Below are 16,288 nucleotides of genomic sequence, written 5' to 3'. Positions count from 1 at the left end.
TCGAACTTTCACTCTCAGGACTTGGCCCGTTGGCTGACAGACTGCCCTTATCCGACGAAGAACAAGCCCGCGTCACCTCGTATATTGACGAGTTTTCCAGCAGGTTTCAGCAAGATGCCATTACGCATTACGACTGCATCTACCGGTCGCACGCCTTCGAAGATTCGCGAGCTGTCCTGATCCTGCACACCGCATCCCGGGCGTTCGCCCTCAAAACCGATACAGAGTCCCCTGCCACAGGCAGGTTAAAAAACGAATTCGAACTGCTGGTCGAGCTTTATGACTACTTTGAGGGCAACGACACGTCTCGGGTCGTCCGACCCGTTTATCTTTCGCCGGGCGGCGCGTTTCTGGTCACCGAGTATTTAAGCCGACCGACTGCCGTAGATCTGATTTACAACAGCCCGGATGAAAACCAGGTCGCCCAAGTGTATCGCCGCGCCGGGTCATGGCTGAATGACCTTCATGCCCGGCACCCCCCGATCAGTTACGCCTTCCGCCCACGATGGATGACGGACAGCCTTCGTGATCTTATAAGGGGCGTTCCTTACGACATCGCGGAACAAAGTCGGAAAATGGTGAACGTCATGCTGGCCGAAGGTGCTCGGCTTAAGGGCACCGAAGATCTGCGCGTTTTTTCACATGGCGATTTTCACGGGCAGAACCTGATCGTCGGTCAGGGAAAGACAATCGGTCTGGATTTCACCGAAGCCCGCGACAAACTCGCCGTGTATGATATCGTCGACTTCCTGAAATCGGACATCTTTCGGGATGGGGATGGGGCTGCCGTGGATCGAAGCGGAATCCTGAAGCGAAACAAGGATATGTTTTTTCGCCTCTACAGGCATCCGATCAATCATGACATCCTTGACTACTGTATCCGCGGTCGACTGCTGAAAGACTGGCTGCGCTACTGGCAAACGGATTTCACCTGCAGCGAATTCGAACTGCGGAAAAGAGGCTTGCTGGAAACCCGTTTGAAACAGGTGTTCCGATAAGCCCCAAAGAAAAACCCGGGCAGCGCAGGCCACCCGGGTCAATTCTGTTGCTGTAAACTGTCAGGGCTTACTCGCCCGCAGCGGCAGCCACATCCAGTGTCACACGCGGGCCCATGGTCGGGCTCAGCGCTATTTTCTTCATGTAGGTGCCTTTTGTGTTCGGCGGGCCGGGGCTCCGTCAAACGATACTTTGCTGATGCTTGGCGCGCTTTAGGCGCGCAAATCTAAGCGACACGGCGTCTCAACACCGCCAACGCTGCCAAGCCTCCAAAGAGCAAAGGCAGTCCACCCGGAAGCGGTACAGGGGCGATATCAGGGCCACCGTCAGTATCGACCACGATAGCATCTATCGACAAAACTGCGTCGAATCCGCCTTTGACAAACGTTAGACCAACAACGAAAGGATCAGTCGGATCCACCGCCTCCGAGATATCTATCCCGGAAACAACAAACTCGCTGATGCCTGATGGATCAAATGCGGTGAAATCAAACAGTTCACCCAATCCGATGGTGCCAAAAAAACTACCACCCGCGTAGTCGAAACTCAGATCGAAAAGACTTTGCGACAGCGGCAGTACCGATGGCAAAAGTAACGACGCAAAATTCTCTGCGCCAGGCCCCAACGAATAGGTAAAGCCGGTCGCAACGATCGGATCGACCCAAATCGGCGCATCCACACCCAAACCGTTAACGATTGACAACTGAAGATCATTCTGCCCGTCCGGTGTTGAGGCAAACGGCACCAGAGGATTGTCCAAAGTACCCCCATCCGTATCGAAACGAACGCCGTAGAAATCTCCTGTGGTTCGTATCTCGGCCACGACTGAGCCGTTGTTGTTAAAGCTTGTATGGTAATCGACAATAACGCTTGTCACCGTCTCGCCATTGAACTGGCCGCCAATCTCCACGATCAGTTCATCATCGACATAGAGACCGGACGAATCCGCATAAGCGACCTGTCCATAGTCATTGATGCCAAGGAAGCTGACGAAGCCGTCAATATCACCGCTGTTCCGGATGATATTCGCGGGATCTGCGGGCGCGTCCCCAAGCTCGGCCTGCATGACCAGTGAGGGTTGATAGCCCACAACAGTTCCGTCGTTGTTAATTGCTGGCCCCAATCCCGAACCACCCGACGCCGCAAATTCAAGCCGCCGCTCAGCGTCCGCCGTGCCATCACCCACATTGACAACATGCGTGATGCCTCCAACTGCCGCCGAACCAGTTAGCTGTGCAAGCCAGGCCACCTCTCCAGCATTATTGATATCCGGGTCGGTGAGGTTGATTTCACCGGCGCCAGACGCGCCAATCAACGTGCTGCTCTGACCATCAGCCTCAAGCCTGATTACCTGAGATCCGCCATTGCCGTCGTTTACCAGCAAGGCTACCTGACCAGCGTCATTTACGGACAAACCTGTGCTGAGGTTCGAACTGAAATTGAAGACATTGGGCGTCGCCCCCGTTGCCACGGCACCGTTGACCGGACTTTCCGCTAATACAGTCAAATCGTAAGCACCCACCGGTCCGACAGTTGTATTGATTGTCCCACCGTTCGGTTGAACGCGCAGGATTTGGGTGACAAACTCGTTTCCGGTTCCATTTGGGACCACGGAAGGTATTGACCTTGAGGCAATAAGCGACCCGTCGTCCAGTACAATTATGTTTCTCAGATCATAACCTTGACCGCCGAACTGGTTCGTTGCCCCCAAAAATGTGCTTTGACCTTGTGAATCCCGCACCCAGATCGAATTCACATTGTCGAACGCATTGCCGCTTGGCGGTCGTCGGAATGTTGTACGTGCAACGTCGCCCTGATCATTTATTGAATATTCAAATGGCCCCGCAGAAGCGATACCGGTAACGGACGAAGCATCCAGAATTGTTGAATTGTAAGTTAAGGCATTTGCCGGAACGCCAAAAGACAAACACACACACGAAAAAATAGACAAACTCGTACGCATAATCCCCCCCACGGAAACTAACTTACTCGTTATTATGTTAAACAAATCGTAATTAGCACAAATCGCCTTCTCAATCAAATTTGCATGATATTCTTCGCTGTTATGCACATTTCGCAATGTACACCGCGTGCAAGCCCAAACCTGGCTCCGAGGTTTTTTGAATGCAAAACGCGATTGGCTGAAACCTTTCATTTCAAATAGAAAATCCCAGGCAGTTCACACCACCCGGGATCAATTCATCAAATCTGAACGCTAGGGCTTATTCGCCCGCAGCAGCAGCCACATCCAGAGTCACGCCAGGGCCCATGGTCGAGCTCAGCGCGATTTTCTTCATGTAGGTGCCTTTGGCACCCGACGGCTTGGCCTTGGCCACAGCCGAGACGAAAGCGCGGACGTTTTCGGCCAGCTTGGCTTCGTCGAACGACGCTTTGCCAACGCCAGCGTGCACAACGCCGCCTTTTTCTGCTTTGAACTGAACTTCACCGCCTTTGGCTGCTTCCACGGCCGCTTTCACGTCCATGGTCACGGTGCCAACTTTGGGGTTCGGCATCAGGTTGCGAGGGCCCAGAACCTTACCCAGACGACCGACGATCGGCATCATGTCCGGGGTCGCGATGCAGCGATCGAATTCGATGGTGCCGCCCTGAATGGTTTCCATCAGGTCTTCTGCGCCAACGATATCTGCGCCTGCTTCTTTCGCTTCGTCAGCCTTGGGGCCACGCGCGAACACAGCAACGCGCATCGCTTTACCGGTGCCGTTCGGCAGGCCGACGACGCCGCGAACCATCTGGTCGGCGTGGCGGGTGTCAACGCCCAGGTTCAGAGCGATTTCGATGGTCTCGTCGAATTTCGAGGTTGCGTTGGCTTTCACCAGGGCAACTGCTTCTTCGACCGACAGGTTTTCCTTGCCAGCGAAAGCTTCGCGCGCAGCGCGGGTACGTTTACCGAGTTTTGCCATCTTACTTCACCTCGATGCCCATAGAGCGGGCCGAGCCCAGGATGATCTGCATTGCGCCTTCGACGTCGTTGGCGTTCAGATCTTTCATTTTGGCTTCGGCGATTTCGCGAACCTGCTTCGAGGTCACGGTTGCCACGGTCTCACGACCAGGGTTTTCCGCGCCACGAGGGCGGTTACGCTTGCCGACCGGCTTCAGACCAGCTGCTTTCTTCAGGTAGTAAGACGCGGGCGGCGTCTTAATGTCCATGGTGAAGGACTTGTCCTGATAATAGGTGATCACGGTCGGGCACGGCGCGCCGGGCTCCATGTCTGCGGTTTTGGCGTTGAACGCCTTGCAGAATTCCATGATGTTGATGCCGCGCTGACCCAGCGCCGGACCAACTGGCGGAGACGGGTTCGCCTGACCTGCAGGAACCTGCAGCTTCATTGTACCAGCAAGCTTCTTAGCCATTTGGTTTTCCTTTCAACGTAGGTGAAACGCGTTCCACCCGGTTTATGTTGCGTGGTCCGATCCGGGATCGCGATCCCAGCAACCTCCCACGAGAGAATCTCGCCCGAAGACGATAGAGGCGGCATGTACAGTGGAACGCAGGGGTTGGCAAGTGGCTGACACCCTATTCTCAATCGCCTGATTGCACCCTTATCAGATCACAGTAGCTGTTTAGAATTGCAGGACAGAACAATTTATTTGAATACATAAGTTGCTTACGAGGCGCAGGCGGGTATCTTGTCAAAACTTGGTCATAAAAGAGGTGGTCAGGGATGGCATCATCTCGACTGAACAAGGGACTACTTATCGGTATTTTTTTTGCTTTGCTGCCCGGATGTGGCAGCAAGGCTCAGGATCAGGACACGGTGCCCGATACGGCGTCCCAAACAGACGTTTCCAGCAGTGCTTCTTCGTCCGCAGCGACCGGAATTGATCCCGCAACTTATGCTGGCCGGTTTCAGATCAAACTGACGAAAGAAGTTCCTCTGCGCGATATCCCCGTTCCCTTTACTGTCTATGGCGGCCTTGAGGAATCCAGCCCCACCCGCTTGCGATTGCGGGCCTTCATGGACTTGCGCGGCTTGCAGGAAAAAGCACCGCAGATACTGACAGGTCCCTTGGAAGAAAGCTGCAAACGCCAGATTTATCTCGAGGTCCGAGACGTCACCGCTATAGACGACACGGTAAAGGTCGAGGGATCAGCTCGTGCACAGTTTACGAGGTGTACCCGACAGGAAGAACCTGGATTTCGTTACTTCGGGGCAACCGTCGATGCCGTTGCAGTCGCCAAAGCGAAAGTCGAGGGCCAGTGCCTTACATTCAGTATCGAGAGTGTTGACCTTAGCCCGCGCGGTTTCATCGGAGGCGTCAGCAATCTCTTCGGCCTGACCAATCGCATCAACGAGGCCGTACTGGAAAAAGGTGGAGAGTTTTTGGCCAGTCACCCGGTCTGTCCACCATTGCCCGAAGAATTCAGTGTGCTCGACCCGATTTATGAGTCCGGTGGCACCCGCGAGATCGCTCCCGGCGGGATGGGAGCTGCTGTTGTCGGATCGGCTGATGTCAGCGCGGAGACGATTGTCAAAGTCCTCGGAGCGCTTAAGGAGCTTGGCGTATTGGAGTTTGCTGAATGAGACTTTGGTTAATTATCCCGGTCTTAATGGCAGCCGTTCTGGGTGCCCGAGCCCCTTACGCGCAACAGGTGGACTTTGTCATTGACGCGACTTTGCCGGTTCGCGAGACGGAGTTGCCCTACACGTTAAATCTGAACCTGTCTGCCGTTGCCACTACACGGATCGGGGTTGGGGCGTTGCTCGATCTCCGGGAAATACAGAAAATTGTGCCGGAAAGACTGGCTAACAACGCGATAGTCGACAATTGCGGTCTGCAAGTCAGGCTTGATGACCTGAGCTTTGGGGCCAAGGACGATGCGATTGATTTAAACGGCGAAGTAACCATTGCGATCTTCGAATGCAGCCGCACCGGCGAACGCAACTTTCAACGGGGCGAAGAAAAGAATGCAATATTGGCGAATATGTCCACCGAGGCGACCGTCGAACTGCGCGATAACTGTGCCTACATCAAGCTAATCGACCTAACGCTTACGGCGCCAGAAGTGCAGCGAGAACAGGTCTTAGAAGACGACACACTCGAGTCTGTAAAAGAGCTTATGCTGGCTGCCGTGGATCTTGTGCTCAAAGAAACCCCTTTATGCCCGGAATTGCCGGCAGAACTTGCGTCACTCGATCCGGTTTATGAAAAAGGCGGCCCGCGCGAGATCGGAGAGGGCGGTTTTGGTGTTTTTCTGGACGGGTCTGTTGATGTCAGCCCGTCTACGATTCTCGATATTCTGACAGTTCTTCAACAACAAGAACTGATTCCCGGTAGGCCGTAACTGCCAGGCACTTTCATCGCCATTGAAGTAACCCGTCCTTCAGTTTCTGGCTCTCGCCTTCCAAGCCGCCGACCATGTCATCGAGCGCGCCATGGTAATTTTCTCTCTCGCAACTCGGAGTTGGAAGGAGTCTGCGAATAAACCGCCAGGAGACCATGATTCAAGCTTCGCGGCCACGTCTACGTCCGCGTTGTGCGATGAATGTGCTATACTTCCAGAATTCAGGCGTTTTGTTTTGGAGGTAAGTTATGTTTATTCGTTGGATAGCCACGCTCAGCATCGCGCTGTCCTTTGCTGCAACCGTTCCTCAGATCGCGCGGGCCGACGCAGGTGACTTCATCGGCGGTGCTGTCGTAGGTGGGGTCTTAGGTTACACGATTGGCAAGGACCAGCAGAGGAAAAGAACCCAGAGTACAACGCGATCAACTCGGACCTATCGTCCGGGAATACCGTCGACCACACAAGGTGCACAAACCCAGACCGCACTCAACTATTTCGGTTACAATGCCGGAAGGGTCGATGGCCAGGTCGGCCGCGGCACCCGGGCAGCGATCGAACGCTACCAGGTTTCAATGGGTTACCCAATAAATGGCTATGATTTTCAGCCCTATCAGCGCGACTTTCTGATGCAGGCATACTATTGGGCAACCAGCGGAGGTCAGGCTTCAACTCAACTCGCAGGCCAGCCGCTTTTGATGGCATACCGTCAACAAATACACAGCGGCACCGCTCTGGCGGCCGCTCCGCAGCCCCCGGCAGTGGCCGCACCGGTCGAAACCTCCCCGGTTGAGACCTCCCAAGAGATCGAACCCGCGACGGACGTTGCAGAAGCACCATCCGCTACCCTGCCGACCCTATTCTCTGGCGGAACCACGGGTCCGTCGCTCGCCAATCGATGCAGCGCAGTTATGCTGCAAACGTCGACCAATGGCGGTTACACGACATTGGCAAACATGTCCGATCCTGAGTTTGCGCTTAGCGAACAATTCTGCCTCGCCCGCAGCTATGCGATGGCGCGTGGTGAGGACCTGATGCAGGATATTCAGGGGCTTACACCAGACCAGATAGCAACTCAGTGCGACGGGTTTGGTGAAATGCTGGCACCGCAGGTTGTCAAACTGCCTCTAAGTTCGAAAACAGACGCGGAAACTCAGATGCGCAAGCTTGCGTTGGATTCCGGACTCAGCCCCGAAGACCTTGCGGCAACGAGCAAGGTCTGCCTGGCAATAGGCTACCGTGAGGACAACATGGATGCCGCTGTTGGCTCTGCTCTGATGCTGGTCGCAATGGGCGAGCCCGCCTATGGAGAGCTGATTGGGCACCACCTGCGTGAAGGTTTCGGTGTGCAGGAACGCCGCGATCTTGCGATGCAGTGGTACGACGCCAGCCTTTCTGCGCTGGATGCCGGATCGGAAGCAGTCTTCTTGCCGTCTCAGTCGGATCGTCCGCAACTCTTGCGAGCGGCTATGGTCCAGACGCAATAGGTCGATACATTAAATCGGCAAAACTGAAACAAAAAACGCCGCGGTGCTTAATGCATCGCGGCGCTTCAAAATTCACCTCAAAGCCGTTTAGCTTTGCTTCGTAACCTGTGTGAAGTCCAACTCGACCGGGGTTTCCCGGCCAAAGATCGAAACCGAGACCTTCAGCTTCTGGTTCTCGTCGTCCACGCCTTCGACCATGCCGTCGAAATCCTCGAACGGACCATCGTTGACCTTGACCTTCTCGCCCACCTCGAAGGAGATCATCAGCTTGGGCGCTTCTTCACCTTCCTGAACGCGGTTGAGGATCTGGTTCACCTCGGCGTCGCGCATCGGCATCGGGCGCCCCTGAGGGCCCAGGAAGCCGGTGACGCGGTTGATCGAGTTGATCAGGTGATAACCCTGATCCGACATTTCCATGTGCACCAGAACGTAGCCCGGCATGAAACGACGCTCGGTCGTGACTTTCTTGCCGCGGCGTACTTCGATCACCTCTTCGGTGGGCACCAGCACTTCGTCGATGTCGTCCTCAAGGCCCTGCTCGGCCACGGACGTGCGGATCTGCTCTGCGATCTTCTTTTCGAAGTTCGAAAGAACGCTGACCGAGTACCACCGTTTCGCCATGAACCTGTCGTCCTTGTTTGCCTTCGGAGCATCCTGTTAGCCGGACACATCCGTCATTGAAATCCTATCACGCTATCCGGAATAAAAAGCGGCGCGCAGCCCGAATCGCCGCACGCCCGTTCCGAATAGTACCGTGTCAACTACTCTGACATCGCGCGCTGTGCAAGAGGGCAGTGGCGTTTCCGCCCCGCCCTGACCGACTTAGCCGAATGCACCCAGGATCAGCTGCAGGCCGCCGCGAATGCCCAGATCGACCAGCGCAAAGAACACAGCGGTCAACGCCGCCATGATGAACACCATGACCGTGGTCAGCAGAACCTCGCGCCGGGTCGGCCAGACGACCTTCGATACTTCGGCACGGACTTGCTGAATAAACTGGATCGGATTCATAGTTGCCATTTGGCTTTGTTCTCTCTGCTAGCGGATAGGGCGGACATAACCGGGCATTGCGGCAATTTCAAGAGCGGTCACGGCTTAGGCTTGTCGTCCCATTCATCGCTCAGGATGCGGCGCGCATCGCCCTCGGGGTCCTCATACTGGTTCGACCGAACCGTGTAGACGAACGCCACAAGGCCAACCCCGCCCAAAAAAAGGGAAATCGGTATGAGATAGGCCAGAACTTCCATATCAGCTACCTCAGGCGTAGGGCGTTCAGGGACACAGTGATGGACGAGGTTGACATCGCCAGCGCCGCAATCAACGGGGTGGCGAGTCCGGCCACGGCCAAGGGTACCGCAATGATATTGTAAACGGTGGCAATACGGAAGTTCTCGCGAATCCTTTTGGTCGCCTTGACTGCAGTGTCACACGCATCGGCAATCGGGGACAGATCGTTGCCCAGCAGGACGATATCCGACGCCACCCGCGCGGCATCCAGTGCAGAAGCGGGCGAGATCGACACATGCGCCGCCGCAAGCGCCGCCGTATCGTTCAACCCGTCGCCAACCATAAGAACATGGCGGCCCTGTTCGCTGAGGTCCTGCACGCGCGCGGCTTTATCGTGCGGCAGCGCTTCGGAAATCCATGTGTCTATCCCAAGCTTTTTGGCCAGCGATTGAACCGCGCCTCGCGTATCGCCCGAGATCAGAATGACATCCTTACCCGCGTCACGGAACGCCCGCACAGCCTCAGCCGCGCCCGGACGCAAAGCATCAGAGAACAGGAATGAAACCGGCGCCTGATCTGCAATGGCCAACCAAGCTGCTGTCTGATCGCCCTCGGCGCCTCCGGTCCATCCCGCGCGCCCAAGGCGAACGCGTTTGCCATGGTAGGTGCCTTCAGTGCCATACCCCGGAACCTCGACCACCGCTTCCACCCTGGCCGGTTTGATCCCTGCATCCCTGGCCGATTTGGCAAGGGACACGGACAACGGATGCGATGACGCCTCGGCCAGTGCCGATGCCACCTCAAGGTTGGTGCGGGAATGATCGCCCAGATTGGTCAGTTCCGGCGCACCGGATGTAAGCGTTCCGGTCTTGTCGAAAACGACCGTATCGACTTCGGCAAGACGCTCCAACGCGGTGGTATGTTTTATCAGCATCCCCTTACGAAACAACCGCCCCGAAGCTGCCGTAGTCACTGCAGGCACAGCTAAGCCCAATGCACAGGGGCAAGTGATGATCAGAACCGCGGCCGCGATGTTCAGCGCGGTGCGGATGTCACCGGAGTAAATGTACCAACCCAGAAAGCTGAGGGCAGACAGGATATGAACCCCCGGGGCATAAAGCTTGGCTGCCTTGTCCGCCAGAGAGGTGTAACGTGAACGTCCGGACTCCGCGATGGCCACAAGATCAGCCATCCGGTGCAACGAAGTATCTTCACCAACAGCCGTCGTCCTGATCGTCAGCGGGCCCGTCAGGTTGACCTCGCCTGCGCTGACTGCAAGCCCCGCCTCGGCAAAGACCGGCAGGGTTTCCCCGGTCAGCAATGATCGGTCAAGCTCGGACTTGCCCGATACGATCTCACCATCCACCGGCATTCGCCCGCCGGGGCGAACAAGGATCAGATCACCGACGACGAGGTTTGAGACTGAAACCTCTTCCTCCACCCCGTTCACCATACGAATGGCGCGGGGCACCTCAAGCGCGGTCAGCTCCTCAGCCGCAGATCGCGCTGCGGCGCGGGTACGATAGTCAAGATAACGACCAGCCAGCAGGAAGAAGGTCAGCGTCAGCGCGGCATCGAAATAGGCATGCTTACCACTTAGCGCTGTTTCCCAAAGGGATGTGACCAGCGCCAGAAGAATCGCCAATACGATCGGCACATCCATGTTCAGGCGGCGTACGCGCAAAGCGCTCCAGGCGTTGGCAAAGAACGGCTGCGCGGAAAAGGCAATTGCGGGCAGCGCGATAGCAGCCGAGATCCAGTGGAACATATCGCGCGTCGCGTCAGTGGCCCCAGACCAGACCGAAACTGACAACAACATCACGTTCATCGAGGCGAACCCGGCCACCGCCAGCCGCATCAGCAAATCACGACCAGCCTTGTCCGATTGCGTCGCAGACAGCGCACCCGGGTCCAGTTCATGTGCCTCATAGCCCGCGTGTTCCAGCACCGGGATCAGGTCGACGGCACGAATGTCCGGCGCGGCTTTGACCATCGCCCGTTTCAGCGTCAGGTTGACCCGCGCGTCCTCGACCCCCGGATGAGCGTTCAGCTCGCGTTCGACATTGGAGATACAGGCCGAGCAGTGGATACCCGGCAAAGACAAGGCAATCTGCACATCTTCAGGTACGGGTCGCGCCGGTTCCGCCGGTGTCGCAATGCAACCCGGACAAGCCGCCGTACCTGAGCTGAGCTGAGCGGTCATCCCCTACCCTTTCACATACAGCGGAACACGCTGCGCAAACTCGGCACCATCGCTGTCCTTGGCTACCAGACGGATATTCCAGTTTCCTTTGCCCAGCGTCGCAGGCGTAGAATACGCGGTACCGTCAAAGGTGAAATTCGGGGTGAAATCCTCTTTCACATGGGTCGCCCGGCCAACAACGGCCTGCAATTCGGCCACTTCGACAGGTGCGCCGGTTTGATCAGTAATGTGCAGGATCAGCAAGCCACCCTTGGTCTCAGCCCGGATTTCCCACCCCAGGGCCTGATGCTCTTTCAGGCGGTCGTTGAACTCCTGACTGGCGACGTAAGAGTTTTTGACCTCGAGCCCCGGAAAGGTTTTGACGGCGCTGTAGGCCAGCACGAGGTTCACGGCAATGATCACCCCGAAAGCCGCGACAAAGATCGCCAGAAAGTGTTTTCCGGTAAACTGACGCTCGGCCATTCTAGTTTCCTCGTCCATTGAACGTCGTATCCTTAAACGCGCGCTCACCGCTTTGCAGGTCTTCGATCCAGATGCGAACCGGCGTCGTGTCAGCTTGCGCCGGATCGGTGCCCTTCGACGCGATAATATACACTCTCTGCAACTGAGCGGTGTCCGCCGTTACATTCACTGTATCAAGAGGCGTCCCTTCAATCACTATCCGCATCGCGGGATCGCCGGACAGGGACAGTTTGAACAATCGGCCCTCGCCATGCTTGTTCCGCAAGCGCACGTCATATGTATTCCGGATTGTGCCGTCGGACAGAGTGACAAACGTCGGATTGCGTACCGGAGCCACGGTGACTTCGATGTCGGACCGGATGAACAGGGCAAACAGCAGCGCAAACCCGACCAGAGACCACAGGGCCGTGTACAGGATGGTTCTGGGCCGCAGAATGTGTTTCCAGACATTCTTGGGCGGCTTGCCTGCCCGCTCGTTGGTTTCGTCGCTCAGCGCCATATAGTCGATCAGGCCGCGCGGCTTACCGACCTTGGCCATCATGTCATCACAGGCATCGATGCACAGCGCACAGGTGATGCATTCCAGCTGCTGACCGTCGCGAATATCAATGCCCACCGGGCAGACATTGACGCAGGCCATACAGTCGATGCAGTCGCCCAGTTCGGAATCTGCTGTGCGTTTTCCTTTTCCGCGCGGTTCTCCTCGCCACTCGCGATAGCCGACGACCAGAGTGTCCTCGTCCATCATCGCGGCCTGAATACGGGGCCACGGGCATGCATAGATGCAGATCTGTTCACGCGCGAAACCACCAAACAGGAAGGTTGTGCCGGTCAGAATCAGTATTGTCGTATAGGCAATCGGGTGGGCATTTCCGGTTACAAGGTCCCGCAGCAGCGTTGGTGCATCCGCAAAATAGAACACCCAGGCGCCACCGGTCGCCAAACCGATCAAAAGCCAGACGGTCCATTTCGTCAGCCGCAAACGTGCCTTGCGTAAGTCCAGCTTTTCCTGCCGGTGCAGGCGCAATCGGGCGTTCCGGTCCCCTTCGATCCAGCGCTCGACGAGGATGAACAGATCGGTCCAGACGGTTTGGGGGCAGGCATATCCACACCACACGCGCCCCAACGCCGAGGTGAACAGGAACAACCCCAAGCCGGCCATGATCAACAGACCGGCAACAAAGTAGAATTCATGCGGCCAGATTTCGATCCAGAAGAAATAAAACCTGCGGTTGGCCAGATCCAACAGTACCGCCTGATCCGGCAGGCTGGGACCCCGGTCCCATCTGAGCCATGGCGTGATGTAATAGATACCCAGCGTTACCGCGAGAATGATCCATTTCAGATTGCGAAACGGCCCGGATACGCGCCGCGGAAAAATGGGTTCTCGTGCGGCGTAAAGGCTGGGGGCGGGGTCGGAATCGCTCACGGGCTGGCTCCAGATGTAGCTATATCACGGCGTCTTCTTCCAGATCATAAAGGTGGCCACTTTGACATGGGTCAAAAGCGCATCGTACAGACACCTTTTGTCACATCCTACCAGCTTGTGCCCTCAGCCACACAATGAAAGTTTTGACTGCGGGCCGCATCGGCATATCGCTGAAAACAACGTGATAACCGCTGTTTTCAGTCTCTTGGTACAGTTCGACGATCCTGCCGGCCTCGATGTCTTGCTCGACAAAATGCCGCGCTGTCACGGTCACGCCCTGACCGGCGCGCAATCCTTCCAGCACCAGATTGCCCGGCAAAAGGATGCGCCCTGCACTCGGCCCATGTTCGACCCCGCGCCGGTACAGCCAGCTTGTCGCCTCGGTGGTGCCAAGTTCTTCGAGCCAGGGAAGTTGGCTTAATTCATCCGGAGTCCACGAGGTTTTGCCGCCCAGCAGTTCCCGGGCCGCGACGATGACGATCGGGCTTTGCAGCAGCAGTTCAGAATGGATGCCCGGCCAATCACCGGAACCGTAACGAATTGCCAGATCGACGCCGCCCGGGCTCAGGCTGACCACTTCAGGCGACGGGTCCAGCGCCAGCTGTATGTCCGGGTGCGCTGCCTGAAAGCCCGGCAGCCGAGGCATCAGCCATGATGCTGCAAAGGACGGGGTCAAGGAAACGTGAACGGGGCGGTCCTGTCTGGATTGCGTCAGATCAGCGACCGCATCCCCAATGGCTCCAAACCCAAGATGCAGCGCCCGCGCCAGTCTTTCACCTTCGGGCGTCAGGACCATGGACTTTCCCGACCGATCAAGCAGCGCAATACCCAGGTGTTTTTCCAGCGCGCGCAGTTGTTGGCTGATGGCAGCGTGGCTGACATTCAAAGCTGCACCCGCCTGCACGACATTTCGTGTCTCAGCAAAAGCAGAAAAAGCCCTGAGCGACGCCAAAGGCGGCATTTTCAGCCAGTTCATATGTAATCCCTGATTACATGTTGGAATAGTAATTGAGTCGCATTTTTACACCCAAAGATCAATCTTGGTTGCATCAACAACGCAGCTCGGGAGAAGTCAGATGCTCTCAATCTTCGCACGAACTTTCATGATCGCCACCCAAACCTATGAGCATGACGAAAAGACACCATCGGATCGCCGCAAAGAGCAAAAACAGCATTGGCTGCCGGAAAACCATTGGTGGAAAGAGGCCAAGCGAGCAGTTTTTTCGCAACACGGCTGACAAAACAAAGGCTGTGCTGGACCGCTTTCGCGTCGATTTGTAGTGTAGAGAGACAGCACCGGCTGTTCAGGAAACGCGCGAACAGATGGAACAGCCGGTGCCTCAACCTTCGGACGGCGAACCGTCCGAAGGTATTCTTTTGCGGTTACTGCCCGCCACCCAGCTGGTGGACGTAAGCAGTGACCGCGCGGATTTGAGCGTCAGTCAGACGGTTTTCCCAAGCAGGCATCACGCCAAAGCGGCTGTATGTCACCGTTTCGGTCAGAGCCTCTTGGCTGCCGCCATAGAGCCAGATCGCGTCCGTCAGGTTCGGAGCGCCCTGAGAGACGTCGCCTTTGCCATCTTCGCCATGACAGGCCGAACAGTTGTCTTCGAAGACAACTTTTCCTGCCTGCGCCGCCGCATCGTCCGTCTGCGCATTGGTCAGCGACATGACGTACTGCACCACCTGAGTGATCTCATCTTTTTCAAGGAGTTCTCCAAAGGCCGGCATCTCGGAATAACGCGCGTCGTCGCTTTCCTCGTTCCGGATACCATAGGCGACGGTATACTCGATATCTTCAAGCGAACCGCCCCACAGCCATGCGTCGTCCAGCAGGTTCGGGAAACCCGGAGCACCCTGCGCACCCGAGCCGTGGCACTGCGCACACCAGGTCCGGAAGACCGCGCCGCCCGCGTTTACCGCGTATTGCTGCAGCTCGGCATCCTTCGAGATGTCTTCCAGCGAAGTCTCCACCAGCTTGGCATTCCAAGGGGCATTTGCCTCTTCAAATGCGACCATCTCTTCCTGAACCAGCTCCCGCGAGGACCAGCCCAGAACACCAGCGGTAGCCGATTGCACCAGCGGCCATGCCGGGTACATGATCGTGTAGATCACGCCCCAGATGATGGTGACGTAGAAGGTCCACAGCCACCAGCGGGGCATCGGGTTGTCGAATTCTTCGATGCCGTCCCAGCTATGCCCCGTGGTATTCGGATCACCCGGCAGTTTTTCAGGTGTCTTGCTCATTGCCGCGCCTCCTCGGATGTGGCCGGTTTGTCTTGATGCCGGAACGGGATGTTGGCGGTGTCTTTGTATTCCTTGCTGGCACCGGGACGGAAAACCCAGATCACGATGCCGATGAAGAAGGCAAAGAGCAGCAACAGCATCCAGCTATCCGCGAATTGCCTCAGGATTGTGTATTCTTCCATCACACCCTCCTTTAGCGGCTCGGATCCGGGGTGAAGGTCGAGAAGTCGACCAGCGTTCCCAGCATCTGCAGATAAGCAACCAGCGCGTCGGCCTCGGTCAGTTCCGGCTGACCGTCGAAGTTGCGGACACTGACCTTGTCACCATAGCGTTCCAGCAGACCGTCATAGTCGCTGTCCGGATCGGCCTGCGCCCGGAAATCCGCCTGCGCGTTTGCCAGCATCTCTTCGGTATACGGCGTGCCCACAACAGCGTTTGCCGCCATGATGTCACCGATATACTTGCCGTCGATCTTGCGGTGTTCGAGGAAGCCATACTTAGGCATCACCGATTCCGGGACTACCGACTGCGGGTCACGCAGGTGGTCCACATGCCACTGGTCAGAATAGCGGCCACCTACACGTGCCAGGTCAGGCCCGGTGCGCTTGGACCCCCATTGGAACGGGTGGTCGTACATCGATTCAGCCGCCAGCGAATAGTGGCCATAACGTTCGACCTCATCCCGCATCGGGCGGATCATCTGGCTGTGGCAGGTGTAGCAGCCTTCGCGAATGTAGATCTCGCGCCCCGCCATTTCGAGAGGGGTGTAAGGGCGCATGCCCTCCACCTTCTCAATGGTGTTCTCAAGATAGAACAAGGGGGTGATTTGCACGATGCCACCGATGGTCACGACCAGAAAGCTGAAGATCAGCAGGAGGGTCGCGTTGGTCTCGAGGATCTTATGTTTGTCGAGAATTGCCATAGCTACCGGCCCT

At 56.7% G+C, this 16,288-nt stretch carries 18 protein-coding genes and 1 pseudogene; 5 read left to right on the top strand and 14 right to left on the bottom strand.

All coding sequences use genetic code 11. From position 1 onward, the window contains the following. Positions 1-29 precede the first annotated feature (29 nt). On the top strand, positions 30-998 hold the full coding sequence (locus MHN28_RS13890; protein ID WP_239341768.1) for a phosphotransferase: 969 nt from the start codon (positions 30-32) through the stop codon (positions 996-998). Positions 999-1,065: 67 nt separating this feature from the next. On the opposite strand, the pseudogene MHN28_RS13885 reads toward MHN28_RS13890, so the two are convergent. From MHN28_RS13885 to rplK, 4 genes and pseudogenes are all read right to left on the bottom strand, one after another. Continuing rightward, positions 1,066-1,164, bottom strand: a pseudogene (locus MHN28_RS13885) (50S ribosomal protein L1); the annotation flags it as partial. 58 nt (positions 1,165-1,222) lie between these two features. Continuing rightward, positions 1,223-3,151, bottom strand: a complete 1,929-nt coding sequence (locus MHN28_RS13880) for a hypothetical protein (RefSeq protein WP_239341765.1) — start codon at positions 3,149-3,151, stop codon at positions 1,223-1,225. Between the two features lie 67 nt (positions 3,152-3,218). Beyond that, positions 3,219-3,917, bottom strand: coding sequence for a 50S ribosomal protein L1 (rplA, locus tag MHN28_RS13875; RefSeq protein WP_239341733.1), 699 nt, complete (start codon positions 3,915-3,917; stop codon positions 3,219-3,221). A 1-nt stretch (position 3,918) separates the two neighbouring features. Continuing rightward, the gene (gene rplK / locus MHN28_RS13870) at positions 3,919-4,368 is read right to left on the bottom strand and encodes a 50S ribosomal protein L11 (RefSeq protein ID WP_010440985.1); all 450 of its coding nucleotides are present in this window, start codon (positions 4,366-4,368) and stop codon (positions 3,919-3,921) included. 311 nt (positions 4,369-4,679) lie between these two features. On the opposite strand from rplK, the gene MHN28_RS13865 reads away from it, so the two are divergent. The 3 genes from MHN28_RS13865 to MHN28_RS13855 all read left to right on the top strand — a co-directional run bounded on the left by MHN28_RS13865 (position 4,680) and on the right by MHN28_RS13855 (position 7,785). After that, positions 4,680-5,540 (top strand): hypothetical protein, encoded by an 861-nt coding sequence (locus tag MHN28_RS13865; RefSeq protein ID WP_239341730.1) that lies wholly within the window; start codon positions 4,680-4,682, stop codon positions 5,538-5,540. A 26-nt stretch (positions 5,541-5,566) separates the two neighbouring features. After that, positions 5,567-6,301 carry a hypothetical protein gene (locus MHN28_RS13860; protein ID WP_239341727.1) on the top strand — a complete coding sequence of 245 codons (735 nt, stop codon included), beginning with the start codon at positions 5,567-5,569 and terminating at the stop codon, positions 6,299-6,301. A 248-nt stretch (positions 6,302-6,549) separates the two neighbouring features. Continuing rightward, a complete protein-coding gene (locus tag MHN28_RS13855) occupies positions 6,550-7,785 on the top strand; it encodes a peptidoglycan-binding protein (protein ID WP_239341724.1) in 1,236 nt (411 codons plus the stop codon). A gap of 87 nt (positions 7,786-7,872) precedes the next feature. Here MHN28_RS13855 and nusG read toward each other — a convergent pair whose 3' ends face one another. From nusG to MHN28_RS13820, 7 genes are all read right to left on the bottom strand, one after another. After that, a complete protein-coding gene (gene nusG, locus MHN28_RS13850) occupies positions 7,873-8,406 on the bottom strand; it encodes a transcription termination/antitermination protein NusG (protein WP_152459924.1) in 534 nt (177 codons plus the stop codon). Between the two features lie 201 nt (positions 8,407-8,607). Further along, entirely contained in the window at positions 8,608-8,805 is a 198-nt protein-coding gene (secE, locus tag MHN28_RS13845; RefSeq protein ID WP_058279820.1) for a preprotein translocase subunit SecE, read from the bottom strand. Between the two features lie 68 nt (positions 8,806-8,873). Further along, positions 8,874-9,032, bottom strand: coding sequence for a cbb3-type cytochrome oxidase assembly protein CcoS (ccoS, locus tag MHN28_RS13840; protein WP_170455067.1), 159 nt, complete (start codon positions 9,030-9,032; stop codon positions 8,874-8,876). Positions 9,033-9,037: 5 nt separating this feature from the next. Next, positions 9,038-11,215: a heavy metal translocating P-type ATPase gene (locus MHN28_RS13835; protein WP_239341721.1), complete on the bottom strand. Its 2,178-nt coding sequence runs from the start codon at positions 11,213-11,215 to the stop codon at positions 9,038-9,040. Between the two features lie 3 nt (positions 11,216-11,218). Continuing rightward, positions 11,219-11,677: a FixH family protein gene (locus tag MHN28_RS13830; RefSeq protein ID WP_239341718.1), complete on the bottom strand. Its 459-nt coding sequence runs from the start codon at positions 11,675-11,677 to the stop codon at positions 11,219-11,221. A gap of 1 nt (position 11,678) precedes the next feature. Then, entirely contained in the window at positions 11,679-13,106 is a 1,428-nt protein-coding gene (gene ccoG / locus MHN28_RS13825) for a cytochrome c oxidase accessory protein CcoG (protein ID WP_239341715.1), read from the bottom strand. Between the two features lie 100 nt (positions 13,107-13,206). Next, a complete protein-coding gene (locus MHN28_RS13820; RefSeq protein ID WP_239341696.1) occupies positions 13,207-14,082 on the bottom strand; it encodes a LysR family transcriptional regulator in 876 nt (291 codons plus the stop codon). Between the two features lie 100 nt (positions 14,083-14,182). Here MHN28_RS13820 and MHN28_RS13815 point away from each other — a divergent pair, with 100 nt between their 5' ends. Continuing rightward, positions 14,183-14,344: a hypothetical protein gene (locus MHN28_RS13815; protein WP_239341693.1), complete on the top strand. Its 162-nt coding sequence runs from the start codon at positions 14,183-14,185 to the stop codon at positions 14,342-14,344. Between the two features lie 145 nt (positions 14,345-14,489). Here MHN28_RS13815 and ccoP read toward each other — a convergent pair whose 3' ends face one another. The 3 genes from ccoP to ccoO are packed head-to-tail and all read right to left on the bottom strand — an operon-like array spanning position 14,490 to position 16,275. Next, positions 14,490-15,353 (bottom strand): cytochrome-c oxidase, cbb3-type subunit III, encoded by an 864-nt coding sequence (gene ccoP, locus MHN28_RS13810; RefSeq protein WP_239341690.1) that lies wholly within the window; start codon positions 15,351-15,353, stop codon positions 14,490-14,492. Beyond that, positions 15,350-15,535 carry a cbb3-type cytochrome c oxidase subunit 3 gene (locus MHN28_RS13805; RefSeq protein WP_239341671.1) on the bottom strand — a complete coding sequence of 62 codons (186 nt, stop codon included), beginning with the start codon at positions 15,533-15,535 and terminating at the stop codon, positions 15,350-15,352. The genes ccoP and MHN28_RS13805 overlap by 4 nt, the downstream gene beginning before the upstream one ends. Before the next feature lie 11 nt (positions 15,536-15,546). Next, complete coding sequence (ccoO, locus tag MHN28_RS13800) at positions 15,547-16,275, bottom strand: cytochrome-c oxidase, cbb3-type subunit II (protein WP_239341668.1); 729 nt, start codon at positions 16,273-16,275, stop codon at positions 15,547-15,549. Between the last annotated feature and the right edge of the window lie 13 nt (positions 16,276-16,288).

The organism is Ruegeria sp. Ofav3-42 (assembly GCF_022347725.1).
In the GTDB taxonomy this organism is placed as follows: domain Bacteria; phylum Pseudomonadota; class Alphaproteobacteria; order Rhodobacterales; family Rhodobacteraceae; genus Ruegeria.
Note: the sequence above shows the minus strand (reverse complement) of the source record. Positions and strands in the feature narration are given on the sequence as shown.

Bases quoted from the DNA above. Each gene is read 5' to 3' on its own strand.
- nusG (WP_152459924.1), bottom strand. From the start codon at position 8,406: ATGGCGAAACGGTGGTACTCGGTCAGCGTTCTTTCGAACTTCGAAAAG.
- MHN28_RS13815 (WP_239341693.1), top strand. From the start codon at position 14,183: ATGCTCTCAATCTTCGCACGAACTTTCATGATCGCCACCCAAACCTAT.
- MHN28_RS13855 (WP_239341724.1), top strand. From the start codon at position 6,550: ATGTTTATTCGTTGGATAGCCACGCTCAGCATCGCGCTGTCCTTTGCT.
- MHN28_RS13820 (WP_239341696.1), bottom strand. From the start codon at position 14,082: ATGAACTGGCTGAAAATGCCGCCTTTGGCGTCGCTCAGGGCTTTTTCT.
- MHN28_RS13805 (WP_239341671.1), bottom strand. From the start codon at position 15,535: ATGGAAGAATACACAATCCTGAGGCAATTCGCGGATAGCTGGATGCTG.
- secE (WP_058279820.1), bottom strand. From the start codon at position 8,805: ATGGCAACTATGAATCCGATCCAGTTTATTCAGCAAGTCCGTGCCGAA.
- ccoO (WP_239341668.1), bottom strand. From the start codon at position 16,275: ATGGCAATTCTCGACAAACATAAGATCCTCGAGACCAACGCGACCCTC.
- MHN28_RS13835 (WP_239341721.1), bottom strand. From the start codon at position 11,215: ATGACCGCTCAGCTCAGCTCAGGTACGGCGGCTTGTCCGGGTTGCATT.
- MHN28_RS13830 (WP_239341718.1), bottom strand. From the start codon at position 11,677: ATGGCCGAGCGTCAGTTTACCGGAAAACACTTTCTGGCGATCTTTGTC.
- rplK (WP_010440985.1), bottom strand. From the start codon at position 4,368: ATGGCTAAGAAGCTTGCTGGTACAATGAAGCTGCAGGTTCCTGCAGGT.
- ccoP (WP_239341690.1), bottom strand. From the start codon at position 15,353: ATGAGCAAGACACCTGAAAAACTGCCGGGTGATCCGAATACCACGGGG.
- MHN28_RS13860 (WP_239341727.1), top strand. From the start codon at position 5,567: ATGGCAGCCGTTCTGGGTGCCCGAGCCCCTTACGCGCAACAGGTGGAC.
- MHN28_RS13865 (WP_239341730.1), top strand. From the start codon at position 4,680: ATGGCATCATCTCGACTGAACAAGGGACTACTTATCGGTATTTTTTTT.
- MHN28_RS13880 (WP_239341765.1), bottom strand. From the start codon at position 3,151: ATGAAAGGTTTCAGCCAATCGCGTTTTGCATTCAAAAAACCTCGGAGC.
- ccoS (WP_170455067.1), bottom strand. From the start codon at position 9,032: ATGGAAGTTCTGGCCTATCTCATACCGATTTCCCTTTTTTTGGGCGGG.
- rplA (WP_239341733.1), bottom strand. From the start codon at position 3,917: ATGGCAAAACTCGGTAAACGTACCCGCGCTGCGCGCGAAGCTTTCGCT.